Annotated in this window: 23 protein-coding genes; 4 read left to right on the top strand and 19 right to left on the bottom strand. The window is 63.8% G+C overall.

All coding sequences use genetic code 11. The features are described 5' to 3' along the window. The first annotated feature begins 142 nt into the window (after nucleotides 1-142). Nucleotides 143-1,015 (top strand): DegV family protein, encoded by an 873-nt coding sequence (locus ACMKFF_RS09695; protein WP_419496802.1) that lies wholly within the window; start codon nucleotides 143-145, stop codon nucleotides 1,013-1,015. 29 nt (nucleotides 1,016-1,044) lie between these two features. On the opposite strand, the gene ACMKFF_RS09690 is transcribed toward ACMKFF_RS09695, so the two are convergent. The 11 genes from ACMKFF_RS09690 to ACMKFF_RS09640 all read right to left on the bottom strand — a co-directional run bounded on the left by ACMKFF_RS09690 (nucleotide 1,045) and on the right by ACMKFF_RS09640 (nucleotide 9,393). Then, on the bottom strand, nucleotides 1,045-1,218 hold the full coding sequence (locus ACMKFF_RS09690) for a hypothetical protein (RefSeq protein WP_419496801.1): 174 nt from the start codon (nucleotides 1,216-1,218) through the stop codon (nucleotides 1,045-1,047). A 252-nt stretch (nucleotides 1,219-1,470) separates the two neighbouring features. Further along, nucleotides 1,471-1,650, bottom strand: coding sequence for a hypothetical protein (locus ACMKFF_RS09685; RefSeq protein WP_417326003.1), 180 nt, complete (start codon nucleotides 1,648-1,650; stop codon nucleotides 1,471-1,473). A gap of 26 nt (nucleotides 1,651-1,676) precedes the next feature. Continuing rightward, nucleotides 1,677-1,928, bottom strand: coding sequence for a hypothetical protein (locus tag ACMKFF_RS09680; protein WP_419496800.1), 252 nt, complete (start codon nucleotides 1,926-1,928; stop codon nucleotides 1,677-1,679). Between the two features lie 70 nt (nucleotides 1,929-1,998). Continuing rightward, nucleotides 1,999-3,258 (bottom strand): amidohydrolase family protein, encoded by a 1,260-nt coding sequence (locus tag ACMKFF_RS09675; RefSeq protein WP_419496799.1) that lies wholly within the window; start codon nucleotides 3,256-3,258, stop codon nucleotides 1,999-2,001. A gap of 87 nt (nucleotides 3,259-3,345) precedes the next feature. Then, nucleotides 3,346-4,686, bottom strand: a complete 1,341-nt coding sequence (locus tag ACMKFF_RS09670; RefSeq protein ID WP_419496798.1) for a CCA tRNA nucleotidyltransferase — start codon at nucleotides 4,684-4,686, stop codon at nucleotides 3,346-3,348. Further along, nucleotides 4,683-4,946: a hypothetical protein gene (locus ACMKFF_RS09665; protein WP_349134986.1), complete on the bottom strand. Its 264-nt coding sequence runs from the start codon at nucleotides 4,944-4,946 to the stop codon at nucleotides 4,683-4,685. The genes ACMKFF_RS09670 and ACMKFF_RS09665 overlap by 4 nt, the downstream gene beginning before the upstream one ends. Beyond that, nucleotides 4,943-5,296, bottom strand: coding sequence for an arsenate reductase family protein (locus ACMKFF_RS09660; protein ID WP_418465254.1), 354 nt, complete (start codon nucleotides 5,294-5,296; stop codon nucleotides 4,943-4,945). The genes ACMKFF_RS09665 and ACMKFF_RS09660 overlap by 4 nt, the downstream gene beginning before the upstream one ends. Further along, complete coding sequence (gene truA / locus ACMKFF_RS09655; protein WP_419496797.1) at nucleotides 5,293-6,027, bottom strand: tRNA pseudouridine(38-40) synthase TruA; 735 nt, start codon at nucleotides 6,025-6,027, stop codon at nucleotides 5,293-5,295. Before truA ends, ACMKFF_RS09660 begins: the two co-directional genes overlap by 4 nt. Beyond that, on the bottom strand, nucleotides 6,009-6,131 hold the full coding sequence (locus tag ACMKFF_RS09650) for a hypothetical protein (RefSeq protein ID WP_349134983.1): 123 nt from the start codon (nucleotides 6,129-6,131) through the stop codon (nucleotides 6,009-6,011). Before ACMKFF_RS09650 ends, truA begins: the two co-directional genes overlap by 19 nt. Before the next feature lie 95 nt (nucleotides 6,132-6,226). After that, nucleotides 6,227-8,356 carry a glycoside hydrolase family protein gene (locus ACMKFF_RS09645; RefSeq protein ID WP_419496796.1) on the bottom strand — a complete coding sequence of 710 codons (2,130 nt, stop codon included), beginning with the start codon at nucleotides 8,354-8,356 and terminating at the stop codon, nucleotides 6,227-6,229. Nucleotides 8,357-8,484: 128 nt separating this feature from the next. After that, nucleotides 8,485-9,393 (bottom strand): alpha/beta fold hydrolase, encoded by a 909-nt coding sequence (locus ACMKFF_RS09640; protein WP_418465251.1) that lies wholly within the window; start codon nucleotides 9,391-9,393, stop codon nucleotides 8,485-8,487. A gap of 115 nt (nucleotides 9,394-9,508) precedes the next feature. On the opposite strand from ACMKFF_RS09640, the gene ACMKFF_RS09635 reads away from it, so the two are divergent. Continuing rightward, nucleotides 9,509-9,679 (top strand): hypothetical protein, encoded by a 171-nt coding sequence (locus ACMKFF_RS09635; protein WP_419496795.1) that lies wholly within the window; start codon nucleotides 9,509-9,511, stop codon nucleotides 9,677-9,679. On the opposite strand, the gene ACMKFF_RS09630 is transcribed toward ACMKFF_RS09635, so the two are convergent. From ACMKFF_RS09630 to ACMKFF_RS09620, 3 genes are read right to left on the bottom strand one after another with little or no spacing between them, the layout of a single operon-like run. After that, on the bottom strand, nucleotides 9,618-10,913 hold the full coding sequence (locus ACMKFF_RS09630) for a diaminopimelate decarboxylase family protein (protein WP_419496794.1): 1,296 nt from the start codon (nucleotides 10,911-10,913) through the stop codon (nucleotides 9,618-9,620). The genes ACMKFF_RS09635 and ACMKFF_RS09630 overlap by 62 nt on opposite strands. Beyond that, on the bottom strand, nucleotides 10,900-11,670 hold the full coding sequence (locus ACMKFF_RS09625) for a type III pantothenate kinase (protein WP_419496793.1): 771 nt from the start codon (nucleotides 11,668-11,670) through the stop codon (nucleotides 10,900-10,902). Before ACMKFF_RS09625 ends, ACMKFF_RS09630 begins: the two co-directional genes overlap by 14 nt. Next, complete coding sequence (locus ACMKFF_RS09620) at nucleotides 11,667-12,149, bottom strand: metallophosphoesterase family protein (RefSeq protein WP_367927492.1); 483 nt, start codon at nucleotides 12,147-12,149, stop codon at nucleotides 11,667-11,669. Before ACMKFF_RS09620 ends, ACMKFF_RS09625 begins: the two co-directional genes overlap by 4 nt. Before the next feature lie 65 nt (nucleotides 12,150-12,214). Here ACMKFF_RS09620 and ACMKFF_RS09615 point away from each other — a divergent pair, with 65 nt between their 5' ends. Both ACMKFF_RS09615 and ACMKFF_RS09610 read left to right on the top strand, forming a co-directional pair. Next, nucleotides 12,215-12,436 (top strand): hypothetical protein, encoded by a 222-nt coding sequence (locus ACMKFF_RS09615; protein ID WP_349134976.1) that lies wholly within the window; start codon nucleotides 12,215-12,217, stop codon nucleotides 12,434-12,436. Next, a complete protein-coding gene (locus ACMKFF_RS09610) occupies nucleotides 12,433-12,813 on the top strand; it encodes a hypothetical protein (RefSeq protein WP_419496792.1) in 381 nt (126 codons plus the stop codon). Before ACMKFF_RS09615 ends, ACMKFF_RS09610 begins: the two co-directional genes overlap by 4 nt. A 760-nt stretch (nucleotides 12,814-13,573) precedes the next feature. Here the strand turns inward: ACMKFF_RS09610 and cysK are convergent. The 5 genes from cysK to ACMKFF_RS09585 all read right to left on the bottom strand — a co-directional run bounded on the left by cysK (nucleotide 13,574) and on the right by ACMKFF_RS09585 (nucleotide 19,033). Further along, on the bottom strand, nucleotides 13,574-14,503 hold the full coding sequence (gene cysK / locus ACMKFF_RS09605) for a cysteine synthase A (RefSeq protein ID WP_419496791.1): 930 nt from the start codon (nucleotides 14,501-14,503) through the stop codon (nucleotides 13,574-13,576). 156 nt (nucleotides 14,504-14,659) lie between these two features. Then, nucleotides 14,660-15,349, bottom strand: a complete 690-nt coding sequence (araD, locus tag ACMKFF_RS09600) for an L-ribulose-5-phosphate 4-epimerase (RefSeq protein ID WP_417326007.1) — start codon at nucleotides 15,347-15,349, stop codon at nucleotides 14,660-14,662. 10 nt (nucleotides 15,350-15,359) lie between these two features. Next, nucleotides 15,360-16,826: an L-arabinose isomerase gene (gene araA / locus ACMKFF_RS09595; RefSeq protein WP_349136891.1), complete on the bottom strand. Its 1,467-nt coding sequence runs from the start codon at nucleotides 16,824-16,826 to the stop codon at nucleotides 15,360-15,362. 13 nt (nucleotides 16,827-16,839) lie between these two features. Next, the gene (locus tag ACMKFF_RS09590) at nucleotides 16,840-18,354 is read right to left on the bottom strand and encodes a xylulokinase (protein WP_419496790.1); all 1,515 of its coding nucleotides are present in this window, start codon (nucleotides 18,352-18,354) and stop codon (nucleotides 16,840-16,842) included. 1 nt (nucleotide 18,355) lies between these two features. Continuing rightward, entirely contained in the window at nucleotides 18,356-19,033 is a 678-nt protein-coding gene (locus ACMKFF_RS09585) for a DUF624 domain-containing protein (protein ID WP_419496789.1), read from the bottom strand. Nucleotides 19,034-19,042: the final 9 nt, after the last annotated feature.

Raw genomic sequence — 19,042 nt, 5'->3', positions numbered from 1 at the left:
GATAGGTCTGTTTGTCAAGCCCGGAATTTCGGAAACGGTTTGTAAATTTCCCGCCGCGGTGATTGCTTTTCTTTGTAAAATCTGTTATACTGTCTAATAGAAAAGGCCCTGCCGTCAGCAGAGCCGAAACGGAGGGACTTTTATGTCTTTTGCGGTATTTACGGACAGCTGCTCCAATCTGCCGGGCAGCCTGCTGCGGCACTTTGGGATCCGGGTGCTCCCCTGCAGCTATACGGTGGACGGAAAGCAGATCATCTATGGCGGCGACATCGAGGCCTTTGATGCCCACACCTACTATGAACTGCTGCGGCAGGGCAAGCGCGTCACAACCTCCCTGCTCAACACGCAGGTCTTCCTCGATCATTTCCGCCCCGCGCTGGAGCAGGGGCTGGATGTTGTGTATGTCGGCCTGTCTGCCGGGATCAGCGGCACCTATCAGGCCGCTTGCATCGCAGCCGCGGAGCTGCGCGACGAATTCCCGGAGCGGGCCATCTGCCTCGTGGACTCCATGGGCGCAGGCTTCGGCACCGGCCTGCTGGCCTGCCGCGCAGCCGAACTGCGGGACGAGGGCCGCAGTGCCGCAGAGGCCACTGCCGTGCTGGAGCAGGAGGTCCAGAACCTCTGCGAATTTTTCACGGTCAGCGACCTGATGTTCCTGCACCGCACGGGCCGTGTGCAGGCCGCCGCCGCACTGGTCGGCACGGTGCTGAACCTCAAGCCCATCCTCCGCGGCGATGAGGAGGGCCACATCGTCACCTGCGAAAAGGTGCGCGGCCGCGCCCGCGCCATTGCGAATCTGGCCGCGCGCTATGAGACGCGTGCCGTCCACCCGGAGCTGCAGCGCGTTGCCATCACGCACGGTGACTGCCCCGAGGACGCACAGGCGCTGGCCGAGCGCATCCGTGCCATCGCCGAGCCGAAGGAGCTGATCGTCTGCCCGCACGAGCCGTTCACGGGTGCGCATGTCGGCCCCGGCATGCTGGGCCTGTTCTTCTTCGGCAGCGGCCGAGCATAAGGCAGCACTGCATTCCTGCAGCTTCGGCCTTAATTCTTGCGCTTCCGCAGGCGCGTTACGAACGCCCGCAGAGCCGCCTCGCTGTGCAGATCATTCGGGTCTAAGAGCCTGCGCTCCTCCGGCGAGAGCGTGCCGAGCAGAAAATACGCCTCCGGGTCGTTTTCGATCTGCTGGCCGAACGGTTTTCCGGTCTGTAACCACATAAAAAATCCCTCCCGACGCTATCGTGCGCCGGGAGGGTCATTTTATACCAGCTTGTCAAAAAAGTCCCTTCGGGATTTTTCGCCAAGCTGCTTTCAGAATTGCAAAATGAAATTTTGTAGTATTATTTTGCAATTCTGCCGCTGCGGCGGGTTATTGAACGCGAAAGGAAACCCTGACGGTTTCCTTTCACACTTTTCTTCCCTCCGAAACCTCCGGCTGAGCAGGTTTTTCGACAGACTGATTTTATACACTTATTCGCCCCGATTCAGAAAATCGATGAGTTCCTCGCTGAGATTGTTCTGGTGATACAGGAACAGCGCCATATCGATGTCATACTCCGCCACCAGCTCCGGCAGGGATTCCTCACGCAGGTAGCTGCGCGGGTCGATCACGATGATCTCCGAAAACAGCTCCGCCCAATAGTCTGTCATCGGGTCCTCCATGGAATCCTTCAAGATCAGGACACGCCGTGCGGATTCCAGTGGAAGTCCGTCTTGAAATAGAAGCTCTCGCGCTCCGAAGCGGAGTAGTCTGTCAGGAATTCTCCCGCCACATCAACGGCAAGCAGGCCGGGCAGGATTGCAAGCAGACAGAAGCCATGGCTCCCCACAAGGAGGAACGCATTGCGGAACCGCGCGGGTAGCAGATAATAGCACAGGAAAAAGAGCGGCAGAAAACAGATCAGAAATATGGCGCTGTTGAAAACCATGGGTCTTGATTCCTCTTTCGGTCAAAATAGTCTGCCGACACGGATGCACCGGGAGCGCCGGTTATTTCTATCAGAACAGCCGCGTACCCGCGACATATTTTGCCGCGATATGGCGCTCGTCTGCCAGATAGATGCAGCGCTCGAGGCGCTCGATCGGGGTCAGCTCCTGTGGGTGGACCAGGGCGCTGTCGTCCAGCACGACGGCATCCAGCGCAAAGCCCGGCTCAAAGCAGCCGACCTCTCCAAAGAACGCACCGCCGCCGCGCGTGGCCAGATAGAACGCCTGCGCGACCGTCAGCGGCGCAGTGGTGTCGTCGGCCAGACGCCAGCGGAGCTTCGAGACGCGGATGGCCTCCGCCATGACGCGGAACAGATTCTCCGTCTCTCCGGCGGCAAGGTCCGAGCCGAGGCCAACGCGCAGGCCGCGCGCCAGATAAGCGGAGACCGGTGCAATGCCGGAGCTGAGGTTGGAATTGGAGAGCGGCGAATGCGCGATGAACACGCCGCGCGCCTGCAGCAGGTCCTGCTCCTCCGGCGGGCAGTGCACGCAGTGGGCCATGATGCACGGCTGCGAAAGCAGGCCGCAGCGGTCATAGGCCTCGGCATAGAAGTCCGTCTGCGGGCACAGGGACTGCACAAGAGCGATCTCACCGAGATTTTCGGAAAGATGGCTCTGCACCGGCAGGCCGCGCCGGGCCGCCAGCTCGCCAAGCCCCTGCAGCAGAGCATCGCTGCACGACGGGACGAAGCGCGGCGTCAGGATCGGCTTTGTATGGGCGAAGCGCGCGCTGGCCAGCCATTGCTCCGTTGCGGCCAGCGAGGCCGCCGCATCCGCCTCGCGCAGGGCGTCGGGGCAGTCGCGGTCCATGTTCACCTTGCCGACATAGCTGACAAGGCCGCTGGCCTCCAGCAGCTCCATCAGAAGGGTCGTGGCGGCGGGGTGCACCGTGCCGAACACGACGGCGCGCGTCGTGGCGCTGCGGCGCAGGCAGTCCACGAACTGGCCGTACGCCAGCGCGGCATAGCTGAGATCGGCGTATTTGGCCTCCTCCGGGAACGTGCGGGCGTTTAGCCAGTCCAGCAGCTCCAGATCCATGCCCAGCCCACGGAAGGCAAACTGCGGCGCATGCAGATGGAGGTCCGTCATGCCCGGCAGGATGAGGCGGTCGCCGAAATCCGTCAGCGGCAGGCCGGAAAATCGCTCCGGCAGCGCCGAAAAGACACCGGTGCAGCGTCCCTCCTCGCAAACCAGATAGGAATCTGCCGCAACGCGGAGCCGCTCCGGAGATTCACTGTCGATAATGTTGCCGTGCAGCACAAAAGATCCCATGCGATCGCCCCTCTCGTTCAAAATGTTATATTATAATAGCGCTATTTTATCACATTGTCAATTGCAGCCAAATATTTCTCCTCATTTTTAGGCATTATTCCCAATCTCGGAAGCAAGCTTCAGCAGGGATGCACGGTCGTTCGGCGCGGAGCCGTCCAGAACGGCGTCCAGCAGGCGCTTCAGCACGGCCCCGACGGCCGGGCCCTGTGTCATGCCGAGGGCCAGCAGGTCGCGGCCGGAGACCGCAAGAGTGGAAACGCTGCTGCAGCCCTTCTCCGCCTGCGCGAGCAGGGACAGCGCAGCCTCGCACCGGGCGGTCTGCTCCGCAGCATCCGCCGTGCCGGTGCCGATGGCATCGGCGCAGCGCAGTTGGATCAATGCGCGGCAGACCGGCGCACCGAGGCGGGCCAGCATGCGCCGCATGCCGCGCAGGTCATCCGGAATGGGCCGGCCGTGCACCGCGACGAGCTGCGTGACGAATTCCGTCGTCGCGCGGTCATAGCGCAGGCGGCGCAGGACCTCCTCCGTGACGGCGGCCCCGGCGGCCGGGTGGCCGTAGAAATGGCCGACGAGATTTTTATCGAAGAAAAATGTCGCTGGCTTTCCGGCATCGTGCAGCAGTGCCGCCAGCCGGAGCGGCTCCTCGGGCGGAACGCCGTCCACAACGGCCAGCGTGTGTGTCCAGACATCGCGCGTATGATGCGGATTATACTGCCGGAAGCCCTGACAGGGGGCAAGCTCCGGGATGAGCTCGAACAGCACATCGGAGAATTCCTCCAGCAGCGCAGCAGCCTGCCTGCCGCACAGAATACCGCTAAGCTCCTTGTGCAGGCGCTCCGGCGCAACGGCGCGCAGCCGGGTCCGGGCCGCATGGATGGCGGCAGCCGTCTCTCCGTCGATGCGGAAGGACAGCCGCGCCGCAAAGCGCAGTGCGCGCAGCATCCGCAGGGCGTCTTCCGCAAAGCGCTCCGCCGGATCGCCGACGCAGCGGATCACGCCGCGGCGCAGGTCGTCCTGCCCGCCGAAGAGGTCTGTCACGGCGCCCGCTGCGTCGGCCGCCATGGCGTTGACCGTAAAATCGCGGCGCGCCAGATCGGGTGCCAGCTCGCGCAGAAAGTCGACCCGGTCCGGATGGCGGCTGTCGGCATAGCCGGCCTCAGCGCGGAACGTTGTGATCTCGTAGGGCACGCCCCCGCGCACGACCGTGACCGTGCCGTAGCGCGCGCCCGTCAGGATGGTGCGGTCCGCGGCAAAGCAGGCCTCCGTCTGCTCCGGCGCGGCGCTCGTGCAGATATCCCAGTCCTGCGGCGCGTAGCCGAGCAGGCTGTCGCGCACGCAGCCACCGACCGCATAGGCAGAAAAACCCGCCGCGTTCAGCTGCCGGAGCAGTGCCTGAACCTGCGGCGGGATCGTGATGCGGGCCGTCATTTCGTATCCCGCAGAGGGAGCTTGCAATACGGGCAGTCGTCCATTTTCCCGCGGTTGGCAGGCAGCACCCGGTGGCAGTGCGGGCAGCGGTAGAACGTCACGCTGACAAGGAAGCCCAGCACCAGCAGGGCGATGCCGCCGAACAGCAGCCAGCGCTGCGCCGTCTGCGGGGCGCTCTTCAGCGCGAGGCTGAGCACTGCCGATGCACAGCCCGCGGCATAGCAGATATTCTTGATGAGTCTTGCAAGCTGCAGCTTCATTTCTCGCTCTCCTCCCATTGCTTCCAGACGTCCGGGCAATAGCCCACGGTCGCCTTCCTGCCGTTGCGGACGACCGGCGTGCGCATGAGCTCCGGCCGTTCAAACAGCTTGTCCTCCTTGGCGCGCACGTCGTCCATATAGCGCAGCAGATCGATGTCCGGGTCGCGGCGCGACCAGTCGATGAGCTTATCCACACCGCCAACGGCGCGCAGCACGCTGTCAAATTCTCCGCCGGACATGCCGTAGCGCAGCAGGTCGATCTGCTGCACGCGGATGCGGCGCTCCTTGAAATATCGCTCGGCCTTTTTCGTGTCAAAGCACTTCGAGCGGCCGAAGATCTGAATGTTCAATATCGCACCTCCATGAGCCACAGGCCCTTTGCCGGGGCCGTCTCCCCTGCCAGCGCACGGCAGCGGGCGTCGAACAGTGCGGGCAGGCTCTCTGCCGGGCGCCTGCCGAGGCCGACCTCCAGCAGCGTGCCGACGAGGATGCGCGCCATGTGATACAAAAAGCCGTCCGCAGTCAGCGTGAAGCGCAGCTCGGCGTCCTCCTGCGTGATGTCAAGGCGGCGCAGCGTGCGCACCGTGGACTTTTTCATCTGCCGGTTGGCGCAGAACGTAAAAAAGTCATGCGTTCCCATCAGCCCGGCCGCCCCGGCGCGCATGGCGCCGCAGTCCAGCTGGCGCGGTTCCCAGGCGCGGTAGCGCCGGGCAAACACGTCCGGCCGGTCGCTGTTCCAGAGGCGGTAGACATAGGTCTTCTCGACGGCCGAAAGGCGGGCGTGGAAGCGCTCCGGCGCATAGTCGAGCGTCAGCGCACCGATATCCTCCGGCAGAAGGCGGCGCAGCTGCGCCAGCACCTCGTCCGTTGGCCGCTTCGGCGCATGGAACGACGCAACCTGACAGGCCGCATGCACCCCGGCATCCGTGCGGCCGCTGCCGCTGATCTCGAGCGGCTGGCCGAAGATCTCGCCGAGAGCCGTTTCTACGCTGGCCTGCACGGTTTTGGCGGGCGGCGGCAGACGCTGCCAGCCGCGATAGCGCGTGCCGTCATAGGCAAGCGTCAGTCGGTAATTCTGCAAAGCTCCTCCATCACCTCGCGGTGCGTGTCCGCGGAGAAGAGGAAGCTCCCGTCCGCAGCATAGACCTCATAGTGTCCCCGAACATTTCGAATCTGAACCTGCATATCGATCCCTCCTGTTGTTTCTGAGAGAGAGTATAGCAGGTTTACTGTCCAATAAATCGGACTCGGAAAGACAAATTTTCGCTGTTTCGGAAAAATTACGCCGCCGGGGCCTCGAACTTATCCTGGAAACGAACGAGCATTGCGGCGCACTGCGCGCGCGTGGCGCTGCCGGCAGGGTCGAGGCGCTTGCCGTCCGTGCCGTTCAGGATGCCGTTGGCCACGGCCCACTGCATGGCATCGGCCGCATAATCCGAGACCTTCGCCGCATCGGCAAAGTCCTTCAGCGAAGCGCGGGCCGATGTGTCATAACCGCACAGGTCGGCATAGCGCAGCAGCATCACGGCAAGCTGCTCGCGCGTGATCTCCTGCAGCGGCGCAAAGGACGTCGCCGACATGCCCTTGACCACGCCGTTTTCATAGGCCCATGCAACGGCATCGGCAAACCAGTCCGCCGCCGCGACGTCCGTGAAGGGCGCCTTTGCCGCGCCCGCAGGCGAACCCGCCATGCGGTAGATGACCGTTGCCAGCATAGCGCGGTTCATCGTGCTCTCCGGCTCGAAGGTCGTCTCGCTCGTGCCTTGGAACAGGCCGCGGTCCGTTGCCTCGGACACGGCCTCAAAATACCACGCATCGCGGGAAATATCCTGATACGGCAGGCCTGTGGTCTCCCAGCGGGCGTAGAGCGTGACGTTGCCGCGGGCAGGAGCCGCCGTCTCCGGCGTGTAGCGCGTGCCGCCCGAGAGGGCGCGGTCATACCAGCCCGTAAAATAGTGACCGGTGCGGTAAGCGTTCGGCAGGGTACCGAGAGACGTTCCGGTCTTGTAATAGACATAGTCCTCCTCGGCCTCGCCGCCCATGGCGTTGAACACGACGCGGACATAGGCCGTGCTGCCCAGACGGTAGACGCCGTTCAGATACATATCTGCCTCGTCGATGCGTCGTCTGGCCAAGCCGTCGACGACCTCGCTGCTCGAGCTGAGCCAGCGGCCCATGGTGTTGACGAATTCCATCTCCGTATAGCCGCCGTAGACAAAATACTGATAAATATTGTATTTGGGGTTGATCCACTGCGGGCCGAGGTTGAACGTGAAGCTGATCATCGCGTCATACTGCGACTGCGTGTGGACCAGCGGCGAGGCATCGAGTACATCGTCCACCATTTTTTCAAAGTCCACGAGCATCAGGCGCAGACGCTGATCGGCCTCCTCCTCCGTGATGCCGTCGGGGAATTCATTCTTCTCGCAGCGCGTGCCGTAGCCGATCGTCCACTGGCCGTAGTCCCAGTAGGCGAACTTGCTGAAGCCCTCGTGATCCTTGATAAACTGGATGCAGGCCTCGCTCGTCTTCAGCGTGACGGGATCCTCGCCGCTGCCGCCGTTGTCCTCGTTCGGGTTTTCGACCGGGGTCGAAGACCAGTGGGCATAGACGATGAGATTCTCCGCCGCGGGTGTGGAATTGGTAATGTGCGCGCCGCCGGAGGCTGCCGTATACCACCCGGCAAAATACATGCCGGAGCGCGTAGCCGTCTGCAGTGCGGCATAGGTCTCGCCGCGCGGATAGCACAGGACACGGTTGTCCTCCAGCGAGCCGCCGTTCGGCATATGGACAAGGTAGCGGAAGCCGGGGTCACTCTCGTTTCCGGTATAGTCGCCATAGAAATAGACCTGCAGCTCGCGGATACGCCGCTCGAGCATTTTGGAAGAATAGCTGCCGCCCACGCTGACCCACGAGCACCACGCATTGGCCATGCTGACCTCGGTATAGTCCCCGCCCGTCAGCAGTCGGGTCACGCGGCAGCCCGAGAGCACGGCGGAGCAGTTGAACTGCAGGGAGGCCAGCGCGTCGAACTGCTGCTGCGTCAGGGTCAGGCCGTTTGCAGAGAGGAAGCTGTTCACGCTGTTCTCCACCTGCGTCAGGGCCGTGCGGAAGCTGGAGACGCCGCGGCCCTCCAGCTCCTCGAGCATGGCGATGCCGCTGTCGCTGACCGTCATGGCCTGCGGGGCGCGCTCGTTCGCATCCGGCCCGATCGTCTCGGGAGCCTGCGTTTCCACCGGAACGGACTCCACCGGCTCCGTCGCAGCGGTCTCCACCGGCTCCGTCGCAGCGGTCTCCTCCGGCTGCACGGCAGCCGTTTCCTCGGTCCCGGCCGTCTCTGCCCGCACGGGCAGCTGTATGCCGGTAAAGATCAGCAGCGCGGAGAGCGCGCCGCACAGAATTCGCTTCATAGGGTAACTCCTTCTTTCGGGATTCTACCCCATTTTAACAAAACCGTTCCCGTTCGTCAAGATTCAGAGGTCTTTTAACAAGTTCTGCGGCCGAAAAACATTACAAAAAGGTAACAATTTTCGTCAGATCAGTCCAGATGCCGCTCATAAAACGCAAGAACGTCATCATAGACGAGCTGGCGGTTCTTCTCGTTGAGGATCTCGTGCCGCCCGTCATAGAGCTTGCAGGCCACATCCTGCATCCCGGCCGCACGGAAGGCAGCCGCCGCCTTTTCCACCCCGCGGCCCATATTGCCCACGGGGTCGCTCCTTCCGGCGATGAAAAATACCGGGAGGGCCTTGTCCATGCGCTGCAGATTAGCGGGCCTCTGGATCATGCGGATGCCGCGCAGCATCTCGCGCGTCAGGCCGATGGTCGCGTCCTGCCCGCACAGCGGGTCGGCCGTGTATTTTGCAACGACCTCGGGATCACTGCAGATCCAGTCGTTCGGCGTGCGGGCATCCGGGAATTTCCGGTTATACGCGCCGAACATCAGATTTGCCAGCAGCTTGCTGCGGCCGGTCTCGCCAAGGCGCAGCTTTTCCAGCCCGCACAGGGCAAGGCCCGCCGCAAGCACCGGGGCAGGCTGCCAGCCCGTGCCGCAGATGACGGCGGCGCGCAGCCCGGCGTCCGGATAGCGAAACAGCAGCGTGCGCGTCAAAAATGAGCCCATGGAGTGGCCCAGCACGAAATACGGCACGCCGGGATAGTCCCGCTGCGTGCGGCGCAGCAGCTCCATGCTGTCGTCCACGGCGGCGCACCAGCCGCCGGAAAAATGGCAGGGCTCCGTGCCGTGAGACTTGCCGTGGCCCATGTGGTCCTCGCCCGTGACGAGAAAACCGCGGGCATTGAGGAAGGCCGCAAACCCGGCATAGCGCGGTACATACTCCGCGATGCCGTGGATGATCTGCACCACACCGCGCGGCTGGCCCTCCGGCTCCCAGCGATAGGCGTGGATCATTCCGGCTCCGTGCGAAGAAAATTCAAATTCCAGCATAGAAATCCTCCAAAGTCCGATTTATTGGACACCTCGTCCTGTATGATAGGAGCATGCTAAGCGTTCGGGCCGCAGAAACAGAGCTGCCCGGCAAAAAATAGCAGGAAAGAAGTGCATGTTCATGAATTCCGTGATCGATCTGACCGCCTATCTGCCCGAGCAGCCCGCGCCGCGCCGCCGTAAGCGGAAATTCGGCAGCATTGCCGCCGCGGTGGAGACTGTCGTCACCCTTCTGATGGGCATTGGCTTTCTGCTTGCCCTGACGGCGTTTCTGCTGGCGCTGTAAAGTCCGGGTTTTCGTCGAGCGTGGAGAACAGCTCGTCCTCCCGCTGCGCGCGGCGGATGCAGCGAAGCGTGCCGTCCGTCTGGTAGAGATATTCCGCGCAGTGCGGCGTCAGACCATAGGAATAGCCCATGGACGCGCCGTAGGCCCCGACGTCATGGATGACAAGACGCGCGCCCCTGCGGCATTCCGGCAGAAGGCGCTGGCCGAACGGTTCGCGCGGCTCCGGGATGCGGTCGCCGACGGCATAGCGCCGCCGCCCTTCCACACGGTCGTCGCCGAGGACGGAGATATGATGATACGTCCCGTAGAGCTCCGGCCGGAGCAGATCGGCGCGGCTGGCATCCACACCGAGCCAGTCCTGCGCGCCGCGCTTGACGCCTGTCACCGTTGTAAGCAGAATGCCCGCATGGGCCGTGAGCCAGCGGCCAAGACCCGTCTCCACGGGCACGCCGCCCAAACCGGCAGGCTCCATGATCCGGGAAAATTCCGCCTGCACCCCGCGGGAGACGGCCGCGATGTCGGCGTCGCGCTCCGTGCGGCGATGAGCCACCGGGAGACCTCCGCCGAGGCAGCAATAGGACACCTGCAGGCCGAAGCTGTCATGCAGCGCCGCCGCGCAGGTGAACAGGGCGCGGGCCAGCGCGGAAAAGGCCTCGGGATCGCGCAGGCCAAGGCCGAGCATGGCGCTCAGGCCGACCTCGCGCACACCCTTGAGCCGCAGCTCCTGCGCCGTATCCAGCAGCTCGCCCGTCCGCATTCCGAAGCGCGTGGCCTCCGCCTTGTGGAAGCTGCGGTCCGGCTCCGGCCGAAGCCGCAGGCCGAGCCGCGCAGGCAGCGGACGCTCCCGCTCCAGCCGGAGCAGCAGCCCGCCGTCGTCCAGCACGAGGTCCGCAGCCGGAACGGCCAGCTCGGCGTCCGTGGGAAACTCGGGCGCAAAGCGGATGGACTCCGGGGAAAAGCCGCTGGCCAGCGCCAGCCGGTACTCCCCCGCCGTGACGCACAGCGCCCCCTGCCCCTCCTCGCGCAGGATGCGCAGGACGGTCGGGTTTGGCAGCGCCCGCACCGGGAACCAGGCCCGGAACCCGGCGCTCCACGAAAAGGCGCTGCGCAGCCGGACCGCGCGGGTGCGGAGCTGCGCCTCATCATAGACATAGCAGGGCGTCGGAAGCGCGCGGAGCAGCTCCTCCGGCGCAAAGACGGCGTCCTGCGGATCGCGCCGCTCAGGCGCGGACATTGCGCTGATAAAGCAGGTTCAGGCCCTTGAGCATCAGGGTGCGGTCGTAGAGGAGCTTTCTGCGGCACAGCGGCACAACGAATTTGGAGATGCCGCCCGTCGCCACGACCGTTGCCGGGGTCCCAAGCTCCTGCTCCATGCGGTCGAGCAGGCCGTCGAGCATGGCTGCCGCACCGAACATGATGCCGCTGCGCATGGCGTCGCGCGTATTTTTGCCGATGGCGCGCTGCGGCTCGCCCAGGCTGATGCCGGGGAGCTGGGCCGTGCGGCCGGTCAGCGCCTCGAGCGAGATCTTCAGGCCTGGGCAGATGCAGCCGCCGGTATAGATGCCGTCCTTGTCGATGGCCGTGATGGTCGTCGCCGTGCCCATATCTACGATGAGCAGCGGCGCGCCATAGTCATGGATGGCCGCAACGGAGGCGACGATGAGGTCGCTGCCGATCTCCGCAGGATTGTCCATGCGGATGTTCAGGCCCGTGCGGATGCCGGGGCCGACAACAAGGCAGTTCTTCCCCGTCAGCTTGCGGATGGCGGTGCGGAACGAATTGAGCACCGGCGGCACGACGGAGGCGACGATCGTGCCGTCGATCATGGACGGAACGACGTCGAACAGCGCCAGAATGTTCTTGAGCTCCGCACAGTACTGATCGGACGTCTTGATGGAGTCCGTCGCCATGCGCGCCTCAAACAGGATGTCGTTCCCCTCGATGCCGCCGAGGACGACGTTGGTATTGCCGATATCAATTGCAAGGATCATAAGGTTTCCTCCAGTAACAGATCTTTCACGCAGCAGACCGCTTTGCCGCCGTCCACCGTCACGATGCCGCAGCTCGGAGCGCGGCCGCCGCAGGCGCCGGGATTCAGCAGCCAGAGGCCGCCCTCCTGCCTGCAATAGGGAATGTGGGTATGGCCGAACAGCGCGACCTGCGCCTGCTGCTCCTGCGCCGCAAGAGAAAAGCGGAGCAGCCCCTGCTTGACGCCGTAGCGGTGCCCGTGCGTGCCGAAAATGCGCACGCCCTCAAAGGTCCGCAGCAGCGTCTCCGCGCGCGGCGGGCCCCACAGGTCGCAGTTGCCGCGGACGCTCAGGACCGGCAGGCCGCAGAATTCCTCCGCAAGACGGTCGGCATCGGCGCAGTGGTCGCCGAGATGGATCACGGCGTCCGGCCGCTCCCGCCGCACGGCAAGCTGCATGAATTCCTGCTCGCCATGAGAATCCGAAAGGATCAGAAGCTTCATGGCGTCACCTCCTTCGCGTTTGGTGCATATATTATAGCAGGCCACAGAGCGGGAGGCAATCATTTATGAAGCAGGAAGATGCAAAAAAAGAGGCGCAGCGGATCCTTCACGCCCCGGAGGCACAGCAGCTCCTTGCGCTGCTCTCCCGCGGCGGCGGGCAGACGCTGCAGCAGGCGGCGGCAGCGGCGCAGCGCGGCGACATGGCGGGGGCGCAGGCCATGCTGAAGCCGCTGCTGGACGACCCGCAGGCGGCCGCTCTGCTGGAAAAGCTGAAGCAGGGCAGGTGATCGGCACGGAAAATCTGGAGGAAAAGCTCAGTCAGGTCCTGAACGACCCGAATTCCATGGCGCAGCTGATGTCATTCGCGCAGTCGCTCGGCATGGGGCCGCCCGATGCGCCCCCGCCCCCCGGTCCGCCGCCCGGGCCGTCACCCGGCCCGCCGCCCGGTGACGACGCCTTCGTGCGCGGCATCCTGCAGCTCGTCCGGCAGGCGAATCAGAAGGACGGGCCGCAGGAGGCGCTGCTTGCGGCGCTCAAGCCCTATCTGCGGCCGGAGCGGCGGGAAAAGCTTGACCGGGCGATGCGCATCGCGCGCATCTCGCAGATCGCAGGCGGCGCGCTGAAGCAGCACGGCGGCCTGCTGGGAGGGCCGAACGATGTATAACCGTTATACCCCAACGCCCGGCGGGCAATACCAACGCAAGCCCGTCCCGGAGCCGAAGCGTCCGCCCGGCCCACCGCCGGGGCAGCCGTGTTTCCCCGGTCCGCCGCCTGCGCCGCAGCCGCCGGGACCGCCGCCGTGTCCTCCCCCGCCGCCCGGTCCGCCGCGCCCACCGCTGCGGCTGCCGTTTCTGGAGGGGCTGATCCCCGGCATGGACAGCGGTGATGTGCTGGTCGTGCTCATTTTGCTGCTGCTCCTGTCGGAGGGCAACGAGGACTCCGGCTCCGTGCTGATGACGCTGGCGATCTTTCTGTTTTTGCAATAGGGCAACATAAAATCACCCGCTGCGGAGACCCGCAGCGGGTGCGCTATTTTGTTTTGGGTCTGTACAGGACAATTCAAACGCGCAGGGGCGCTGGTGCACCACCGCGCTCCCCCGATTTGTCATTCCGAGGAGCGAAGCGACGTGGGAATCTCGGGAAGGCAGTTACGATTTTGCCGATAACTTCCCCGCGATCCTACTGGGTACTGCGAGATCGCCACGGCCCTGTTTGGGCCTCGCAATGACAAACTTGGGAGCATTGCGCCAATGAATTTGTGTTGGAAAACTCATGGGTTCGCAAGGTGCTCAGTGAGCGCTGCTACAGACGCAATCGGTGCACACCGTTTTAACGTTACGCTGTACGACCTGCGAATGCCTGCACGAGATTGCCACGGGCGCAAAGCGCCCTCGCAATGACAAATCTGGAGGCCTGTGCGGATTTTACTCCGTAAACATGGCCGTGGAGAGGTAGCGCTCGCCGGTATCCGGGAGCAGGGCGACGATGGTCTTGCCTGCATTTTCCGGTCGCTTGGCCAGCTCCGCCGCCGCAAAGACCGCCGCACCGGACGAAATGCCAACGAGCAGGCCCTCCTCCCGCGCCAGCGCGCGGCCGGTGGCGAAGGCGTCCTCATTTTCCACGGGGAAGACCTCGTCATAGACGGAGGTGTTGAGCGTCTTCGGCACGAAGCCCGCACCGATGCCCTGGATCTTGTGCGGGCCGGGCGTGCCCTTGGACAGGACCGGCGAACCGGCCGGCTCAACCGCAACGACGCGCACGTTCGGGTTCTGCGACTTCAGATATTCGCCCGTGCCCGTGATGGTGCCGCCGGTGCCGACGCCTGCAACGAAAATATCGACGGTGCCATCCGTATCCTGCCAGATCTCCGGGCCGGTCGTGGCGCGGTGGATGGCGGGGTTGGCCGGATTCGTAAACTGGCCGGGCAGGAAGCTGCCGGGCGTCTGCGCGGCGATCTCCTCCGCCTTGGCAATGGCACCCTTCATGCCCTGCGCGCCGTCCGTCAGAACGAGCTGCGCGCCATAAGCCTTGAGCAGGTTGCGGCGCTCGACACTCATGGTCTCCGGCATGGTCAGGATGACGCGGTAGCCGCGCGCGGCCGCCATGGCGACAAGGCCGATGCCGGTGTTGCCGCTCGTCGGCTCGACGATGACCGCGCCCGGCTTCAGCAGGCCGCGCTGCTCGGCGTCGTCCAGCATGGCACAGGCGATGCGGTCCTTTACGCTGCCCGCGGGGTTAAAATATTCGACCTTGGCCAGCAGGTTTGCCTTCAGGCCGCGCGCCGCGGCAAAGCGCTGCAGCTGCACGAGCGGCGTGTGGCCGACGAGCTCGGAAATGCTGTGATAGACTTTCATAAAACAGGCTCCTTTCGAATTCCTATATTACCTACTGTATTTCTAGGCATTATACTAGCACGAGTTTGGACCGTTGTCAAGCCCCCAAAACCGGAAAATGGAGCCGCTCCGACGGAGCAGCTCCATTTCCTCTCTTCTCCCTATCTGTAAGACAGATCAGCCCTGTCCGTAGTAGGCATTTTTCCCGTGCTTGCGCAGGTAGTGCTTATCGAGCAGCTCCTGCTGCATTGCGCCGCGGTTCGGGCTGAGCTGCAGCGCATGGAAGTTCATGAAGGCGACCTCCTCCAGAACGACCGCATTGTGCACGGCGTTTTCGGCATCGGTGCCCCAGGCAAACGGGCCGTGGCTGTTGACCAGCACGGCGGGGATGGCCTCGGGGTCCTTACCCGCGAACGTCTCGATGATGACCTTGCCGGTCTCCTTCTCATATTCGCCCGCGATCTCCTCCGGCGTCATCGGACGGGTGCAGGGGATCTCACCATAGAAGTAGTCGCCCTGCGTCGTGCCCATGGGGATGATGCCGACGCCCGCCTGCGCAAAGCTCGTTGCCCAGCGGGAGTGCGTGTGGACGATGCCGCCGATGCCGGGAAAGGCACGGTACAGCTCCACATGCGTCGGCGTGTCGCTTGAGGGCTTCCATTTGCCCTCGACGACCTTGCCGTCCAGATCCACGACGACCATATCCCCGACCGTCATGCCGTCATAGCTGACGCCGGACGGCTTGATGACGACCAGACCGCTGGCGCGATCGATCCCGGAGACGTTGCCCCAGGTAAAGGTGATGAGACCGTGCTTCGGCAGCAGGAGATTAGCCTCCAGCACCTGACGCTTCAGTTCCTCCAGCATAGCGTGCTCCTTACTTCAGCTTCCACGCAAGGTCGCTCAGGAACAGGTCGTGCTCCAGAGACTCCACCGTGGTATCCGCGCCGATGTGGACATACTCGATGTCCATGATCCGTGCCCAGTCACGCATCTGCTCGGCCGTGACGTCGTAGGACAGAACGGTGTGATGCGCGCCGCCGGCGGTGATCCAGCATTCGACGCCGGTCGTGAGGTTCGGCATGGCCTTCCACATAACGCGGGCGACGGGCAGGTTCGGCATGGGCATGATGGGCTTCACGGCCTCGATGTCCTGCACGATGAGGCGCAGACGGCCGCCCATGTCGATCAGGCTGACGACGATGGCCTTACCGGCCTTGCCCTCGAAAACCAGACGGGCGGGATCCTTCTCGTTCATGCCGATGCCCAGCGGATGGGTCTCGATGCGCGGACGGGCGCTGGCAAGGCTCGGGCAGACCTCGAGCATGTGTGCGCCGAGGCTGTATTCCTGACCCTTGACAAGATGATAGGTATAGTCCTCCATGAAGCCGGACGCGCCGTTGCCGCCCTCGCCCATGGCCTTCAGGATGGCGGTCATGGCGGAGACCTTCCAGTCGCCCTCGCCGCCGTAGCCATAGCCCTGCGCCATCAGATGCTGGGAAGCCAGGCCGGGCAGCTGCTCCATGCCGTAGAGGTCCTGGAACGTGTTGGCAAAGGCCTTGCAGCCCTCGCGGTCCATCATCTTCTTCATGGCGATCTCTTCGCGCGCCTGATAGCGGATGGCTTCGACGTTGTCCGTTGCAAAGTCATACTTCTCGCGGTAGACGTCCATGAGTGCGTCGACCTCGGCCTCCGTGACGGCGTTCATCTCCTTGACGAGATCGCCGACGGCCCAGGTGTTGACCTGCCAGCCAAGCTTGCGCTGCACCTCGACCTTATCGCCCTCGGTGACGGCGACTTCGCGCATGTTGTCGCCGAAGCGCATGACCTTCAGGCTGCGGGAGAAGGCGACGCCGACGGCGACCTTCATCCAGCTGGCCAGACGCTCCTGCACGTCGCCGTCCTGCCAGTAACCGGCAATGATCTTGCGCGGAGCGCGCAGGCGGGCGCCGATAAAGCCGTGCTCGCGGTCGCCGTGGGCGGCCTGATTCAGGTTCATGAAGTCCATGTCGATCTCTTCGTTCGGGATCTCACGGTTATACTGCGTGGCGAAGTGGCACCACGGCTTCTGGAGCAGCTCCAGACCGTTGATCCACATCTTGGACGGAGAGAACGTATGGCACCACGTCACGATACCGGCGCAGGCGTCGTTATAGTTGGCTTCCTTCACGACGTCGAGGATCTCGGCGTTGCTCTTGGCGGTGACCTTGTACTTCAGGGGATAGGGCAGAACGGCAGAAAGCTTCTGCGCCATTTCCTCGGCGCGGGCAGCGACGGTGCGGAGCACCTCTTCGCCGTACAGCGTCTGCGAGCCAACGACAAACCAGAATTCATAGTTTTTCATCTTTGTACACTCCTTACAGATTTTCTGTGGCAGCCTGCTCCACGCGGAGGCAGGCCTTATACTGATTGAGGAACGTGCGGAAGCCTTCAACGTCCGCCGGGTCCGGCTGGAGCGTCGTGCGGACGGCATCGGCGAAGACGTGCTTTGCGAGGAAGTCCTCCAGCGTCTCGCCGCCGCCCTGCAGGACGAAGGCCGCCAGAAGCGCCATGCCGTAGGGGCCGCCTTCTCCGGCGCTCTCCATGACGGTCACGGGCGCACCGCAGGCCGCGGCCATGTATTTCTGGCCGACGCCCGGCGTCTTGAACAAGCCGCCGTGGCCGGTGAGCGAATCGATGGCCACCTGCTCGGAGGCCAGCAGATCCATGCCGATCTTCAGCGTAGCCATGGTGGAATAGAGCTGTGCGCGCAGGAAGTTTGCCAGCGTGAAGCGGCTGTCCGGGCGGCGCAGGACCAGCGGGCGGCCCTCATCGAGATGGGTCACGCCCTCGCCTGCCAGATAGTTCACGACCATGACGCCGCCGCAGTCGGCCTCGCCCTCGAGGCTCTTGCGGTAGAGCTTCGTGAACAGCTCGCCCGTGTCGACGGAGCTGCCGAACAGCTCAGCCGTCTCGCGCAGGACGCCTGCCCAGGCGTTCATATCATTCGTACAGTTGTTGCAGTGCACCATGGCGACGGGGCGGCCCGTCGGCGTGGTGACAAGATCGATCTCCGGATAGACCTTCTGCAGCGGATGCTCCAGAACGACCATGGAGAAGATGGACGTGCCGGCGGAGACGTTGCCCGTGCGCGGACCGACGGCGTTCGTGGCCGTCATGCCGGTACCGGCATCGCCCTCGGCCGGGGCAAACACGATGCCCTCGGACAGCATGCCATCGAGGCGGGCCGCACCGGCGGCGGTCAGCTTGCCTGCCGGGACACCGGCGGGCAGGACCTGCGGCAGCAGATCGCGCAGCGTGAAGGGCTGCTCCGCGATGAGGCGGTCGAACTTTTCCATCATGCCGCGGTCATAGTCCAGCGTTTCGCTGTCGATGGGGAACATGCCGGAGGCCTCGCCGATGCCGACGGCGTTCACGCCGGTGAGCATATAGTGGAAATATCCCGCCAGCGTCGTGATATGCGCAAGCTTGCCGACATGCGCCTCGCCGGTGCGGATGGCATGCCAGAGATGCGCGATCGACCAGCGCTGCGGGATGTTGAAGCCGAACAGCTCCGTCAGCTCCGCCGCCTCTTCACCCGTCATGGTGTTCTGCCAGGTGCGGAAGGGCGTGAGCAAATTCCAGTCCTTGTCAAAGGCCAGATAGCCGTGCATCATGGCCGAGATGCCCATGGCATCCACGGAGACCTCGCCGAGGGCGCGCAGTGCCGTGCGAAGGCCGCTCCAGGCCTCCTCGAGGTCATAGGTCCAGACGCCGTCGCGGAGGTCGCTCTTCCAGGTGTAGTCGCCGGAGGCGACCGGGCGGAAGGCCTCGTCGATCAGGACGGCCTTGATACGGGTCGAGCCGAATTCGATACCAAGCGTGTGAGTCATATTATGTCTCCTTTTGAGCCTGCATCCTCTCCCACGGAGAAATGATGTTTTTCTGGATGGGATCATTGAGCAGATAGCAGATCAGGTATTGCGGCAGGCTGATGCCGAACAGTGCGATCACGATCAGCGTGTACGGGAAAAAGCTGAAGCCGAACAGGAAGCCGACGCCATGCACCACGATCGGCAGCCAGCCGCGGCCGCCGCGCAGGGCGGACATGCCGTTGGCATTCTTCAGGATCTGGCCGTTGGGCAGATCGAACATGGCGCGCATGAGGAAGGCATAGCTGCCGCGGCCGAGCGCGAAGCCGATGGTAAACAGGCCGAAGGCGAAGAACATCGGACCGAGGAAGGTGCCGAAGTTGCCCATACCAAGGCTGAGCAGGAAATATCCCAGAAACAGCAGTCCGCCGAACAGCAGTCCGAGCGGAAGACTGCGCCAAAAGTCCTTTTTAAATTCGTCCCGGAACTCCTCCCATAAAAGCACATTGCCCTCGCGCACGAGCACGATGAGGACGCGGTCCATGGCGCACAGCGCAGCCGGCATCGTCACGACCGGGATGCAGCAGGCCAGAAACAGCAGGTTCAGACGGATGAGCTTCCATGCATGGTTCCAAAACAGATAGAAAAACCGACGCGCACCCTCGCGGGGCGCGGGAAGGCCGCGGCCTTCCCGACGCATTCCGCGCTG

The organism is Faecousia sp., assembly GCF_048519415.1.
Taxonomy (GTDB): domain Bacteria; phylum Bacillota; class Clostridia; order Oscillospirales; family Oscillospiraceae; genus JAZOXB01.
This window is presented reverse-complemented; position numbering and strand designations above follow the sequence as displayed.

Bases quoted from the DNA above. Each gene is read 5' to 3' on its own strand.
- ACMKFF_RS09695 (WP_419496802.1), top strand. From the start codon at position 143: ATGTCTTTTGCGGTATTTACGGACAGCTGCTCCAATCTGCCGGGCAGC.
- ACMKFF_RS09690 (WP_419496801.1), bottom strand. From the start codon at position 1,218: ATGTGGTTACAGACCGGAAAACCGTTCGGCCAGCAGATCGAAAACGAC.
- ACMKFF_RS09685 (WP_417326003.1), bottom strand. From the start codon at position 1,650: ATGACAGACTATTGGGCGGAGCTGTTTTCGGAGATCATCGTGATCGAC.
- ACMKFF_RS09680 (WP_419496800.1), bottom strand. From the start codon at position 1,928: ATGGTTTTCAACAGCGCCATATTTCTGATCTGTTTTCTGCCGCTCTTT.
- ACMKFF_RS09675 (WP_419496799.1), bottom strand. From the start codon at position 3,258: ATGGGATCTTTTGTGCTGCACGGCAACATTATCGACAGTGAATCTCCG.
- ACMKFF_RS09670 (WP_419496798.1), bottom strand. From the start codon at position 4,686: ATGACGGCCCGCATCACGATCCCGCCGCAGGTTCAGGCACTGCTCCGG.
- ACMKFF_RS09665 (WP_349134986.1), bottom strand. From the start codon at position 4,946: ATGAAGCTGCAGCTTGCAAGACTCATCAAGAATATCTGCTATGCCGCG.
- ACMKFF_RS09650 (WP_349134983.1), bottom strand. From the start codon at position 6,131: ATGCAGGTTCAGATTCGAAATGTTCGGGGACACTATGAGGTCTATGCT.
- ACMKFF_RS09645 (WP_419496796.1), bottom strand. From the start codon at position 8,356: ATGAAGCGAATTCTGTGCGGCGCGCTCTCCGCGCTGCTGATCTTTACC.
- ACMKFF_RS09640 (WP_418465251.1), bottom strand. From the start codon at position 9,393: ATGCTGGAATTTGAATTTTCTTCGCACGGAGCCGGAATGATCCACGCC.
- ACMKFF_RS09635 (WP_419496795.1), top strand. From the start codon at position 9,509: ATGTTCATGAATTCCGTGATCGATCTGACCGCCTATCTGCCCGAGCAG.
- ACMKFF_RS09630 (WP_419496794.1), bottom strand. From the start codon at position 10,913: ATGTCCGCGCCTGAGCGGCGCGATCCGCAGGACGCCGTCTTTGCGCCG.
- ACMKFF_RS09625 (WP_419496793.1), bottom strand. From the start codon at position 11,670: ATGATCCTTGCAATTGATATCGGCAATACCAACGTCGTCCTCGGCGGC.
- ACMKFF_RS09620 (WP_367927492.1), bottom strand. From the start codon at position 12,149: ATGAAGCTTCTGATCCTTTCGGATTCTCATGGCGAGCAGGAATTCATG.
- ACMKFF_RS09615 (WP_349134976.1), top strand. From the start codon at position 12,215: ATGAAGCAGGAAGATGCAAAAAAAGAGGCGCAGCGGATCCTTCACGCC.
- cysK (WP_419496791.1), bottom strand. From the start codon at position 14,503: ATGAAAGTCTATCACAGCATTTCCGAGCTCGTCGGCCACACGCCGCTC.
- araD (WP_417326007.1), bottom strand. From the start codon at position 15,349: ATGCTGGAGGAACTGAAGCGTCAGGTGCTGGAGGCTAATCTCCTGCTG.
- araA (WP_349136891.1), bottom strand. From the start codon at position 16,826: ATGAAAAACTATGAATTCTGGTTTGTCGTTGGCTCGCAGACGCTGTAC.
- ACMKFF_RS09590 (WP_419496790.1), bottom strand. From the start codon at position 18,354: ATGACTCACACGCTTGGTATCGAATTCGGCTCGACCCGTATCAAGGCC.
- ACMKFF_RS09585 (WP_419496789.1), bottom strand. From the start codon at position 19,033: ATGCGTCGGGAAGGCCGCGGCCTTCCCGCGCCCCGCGAGGGTGCGCGT.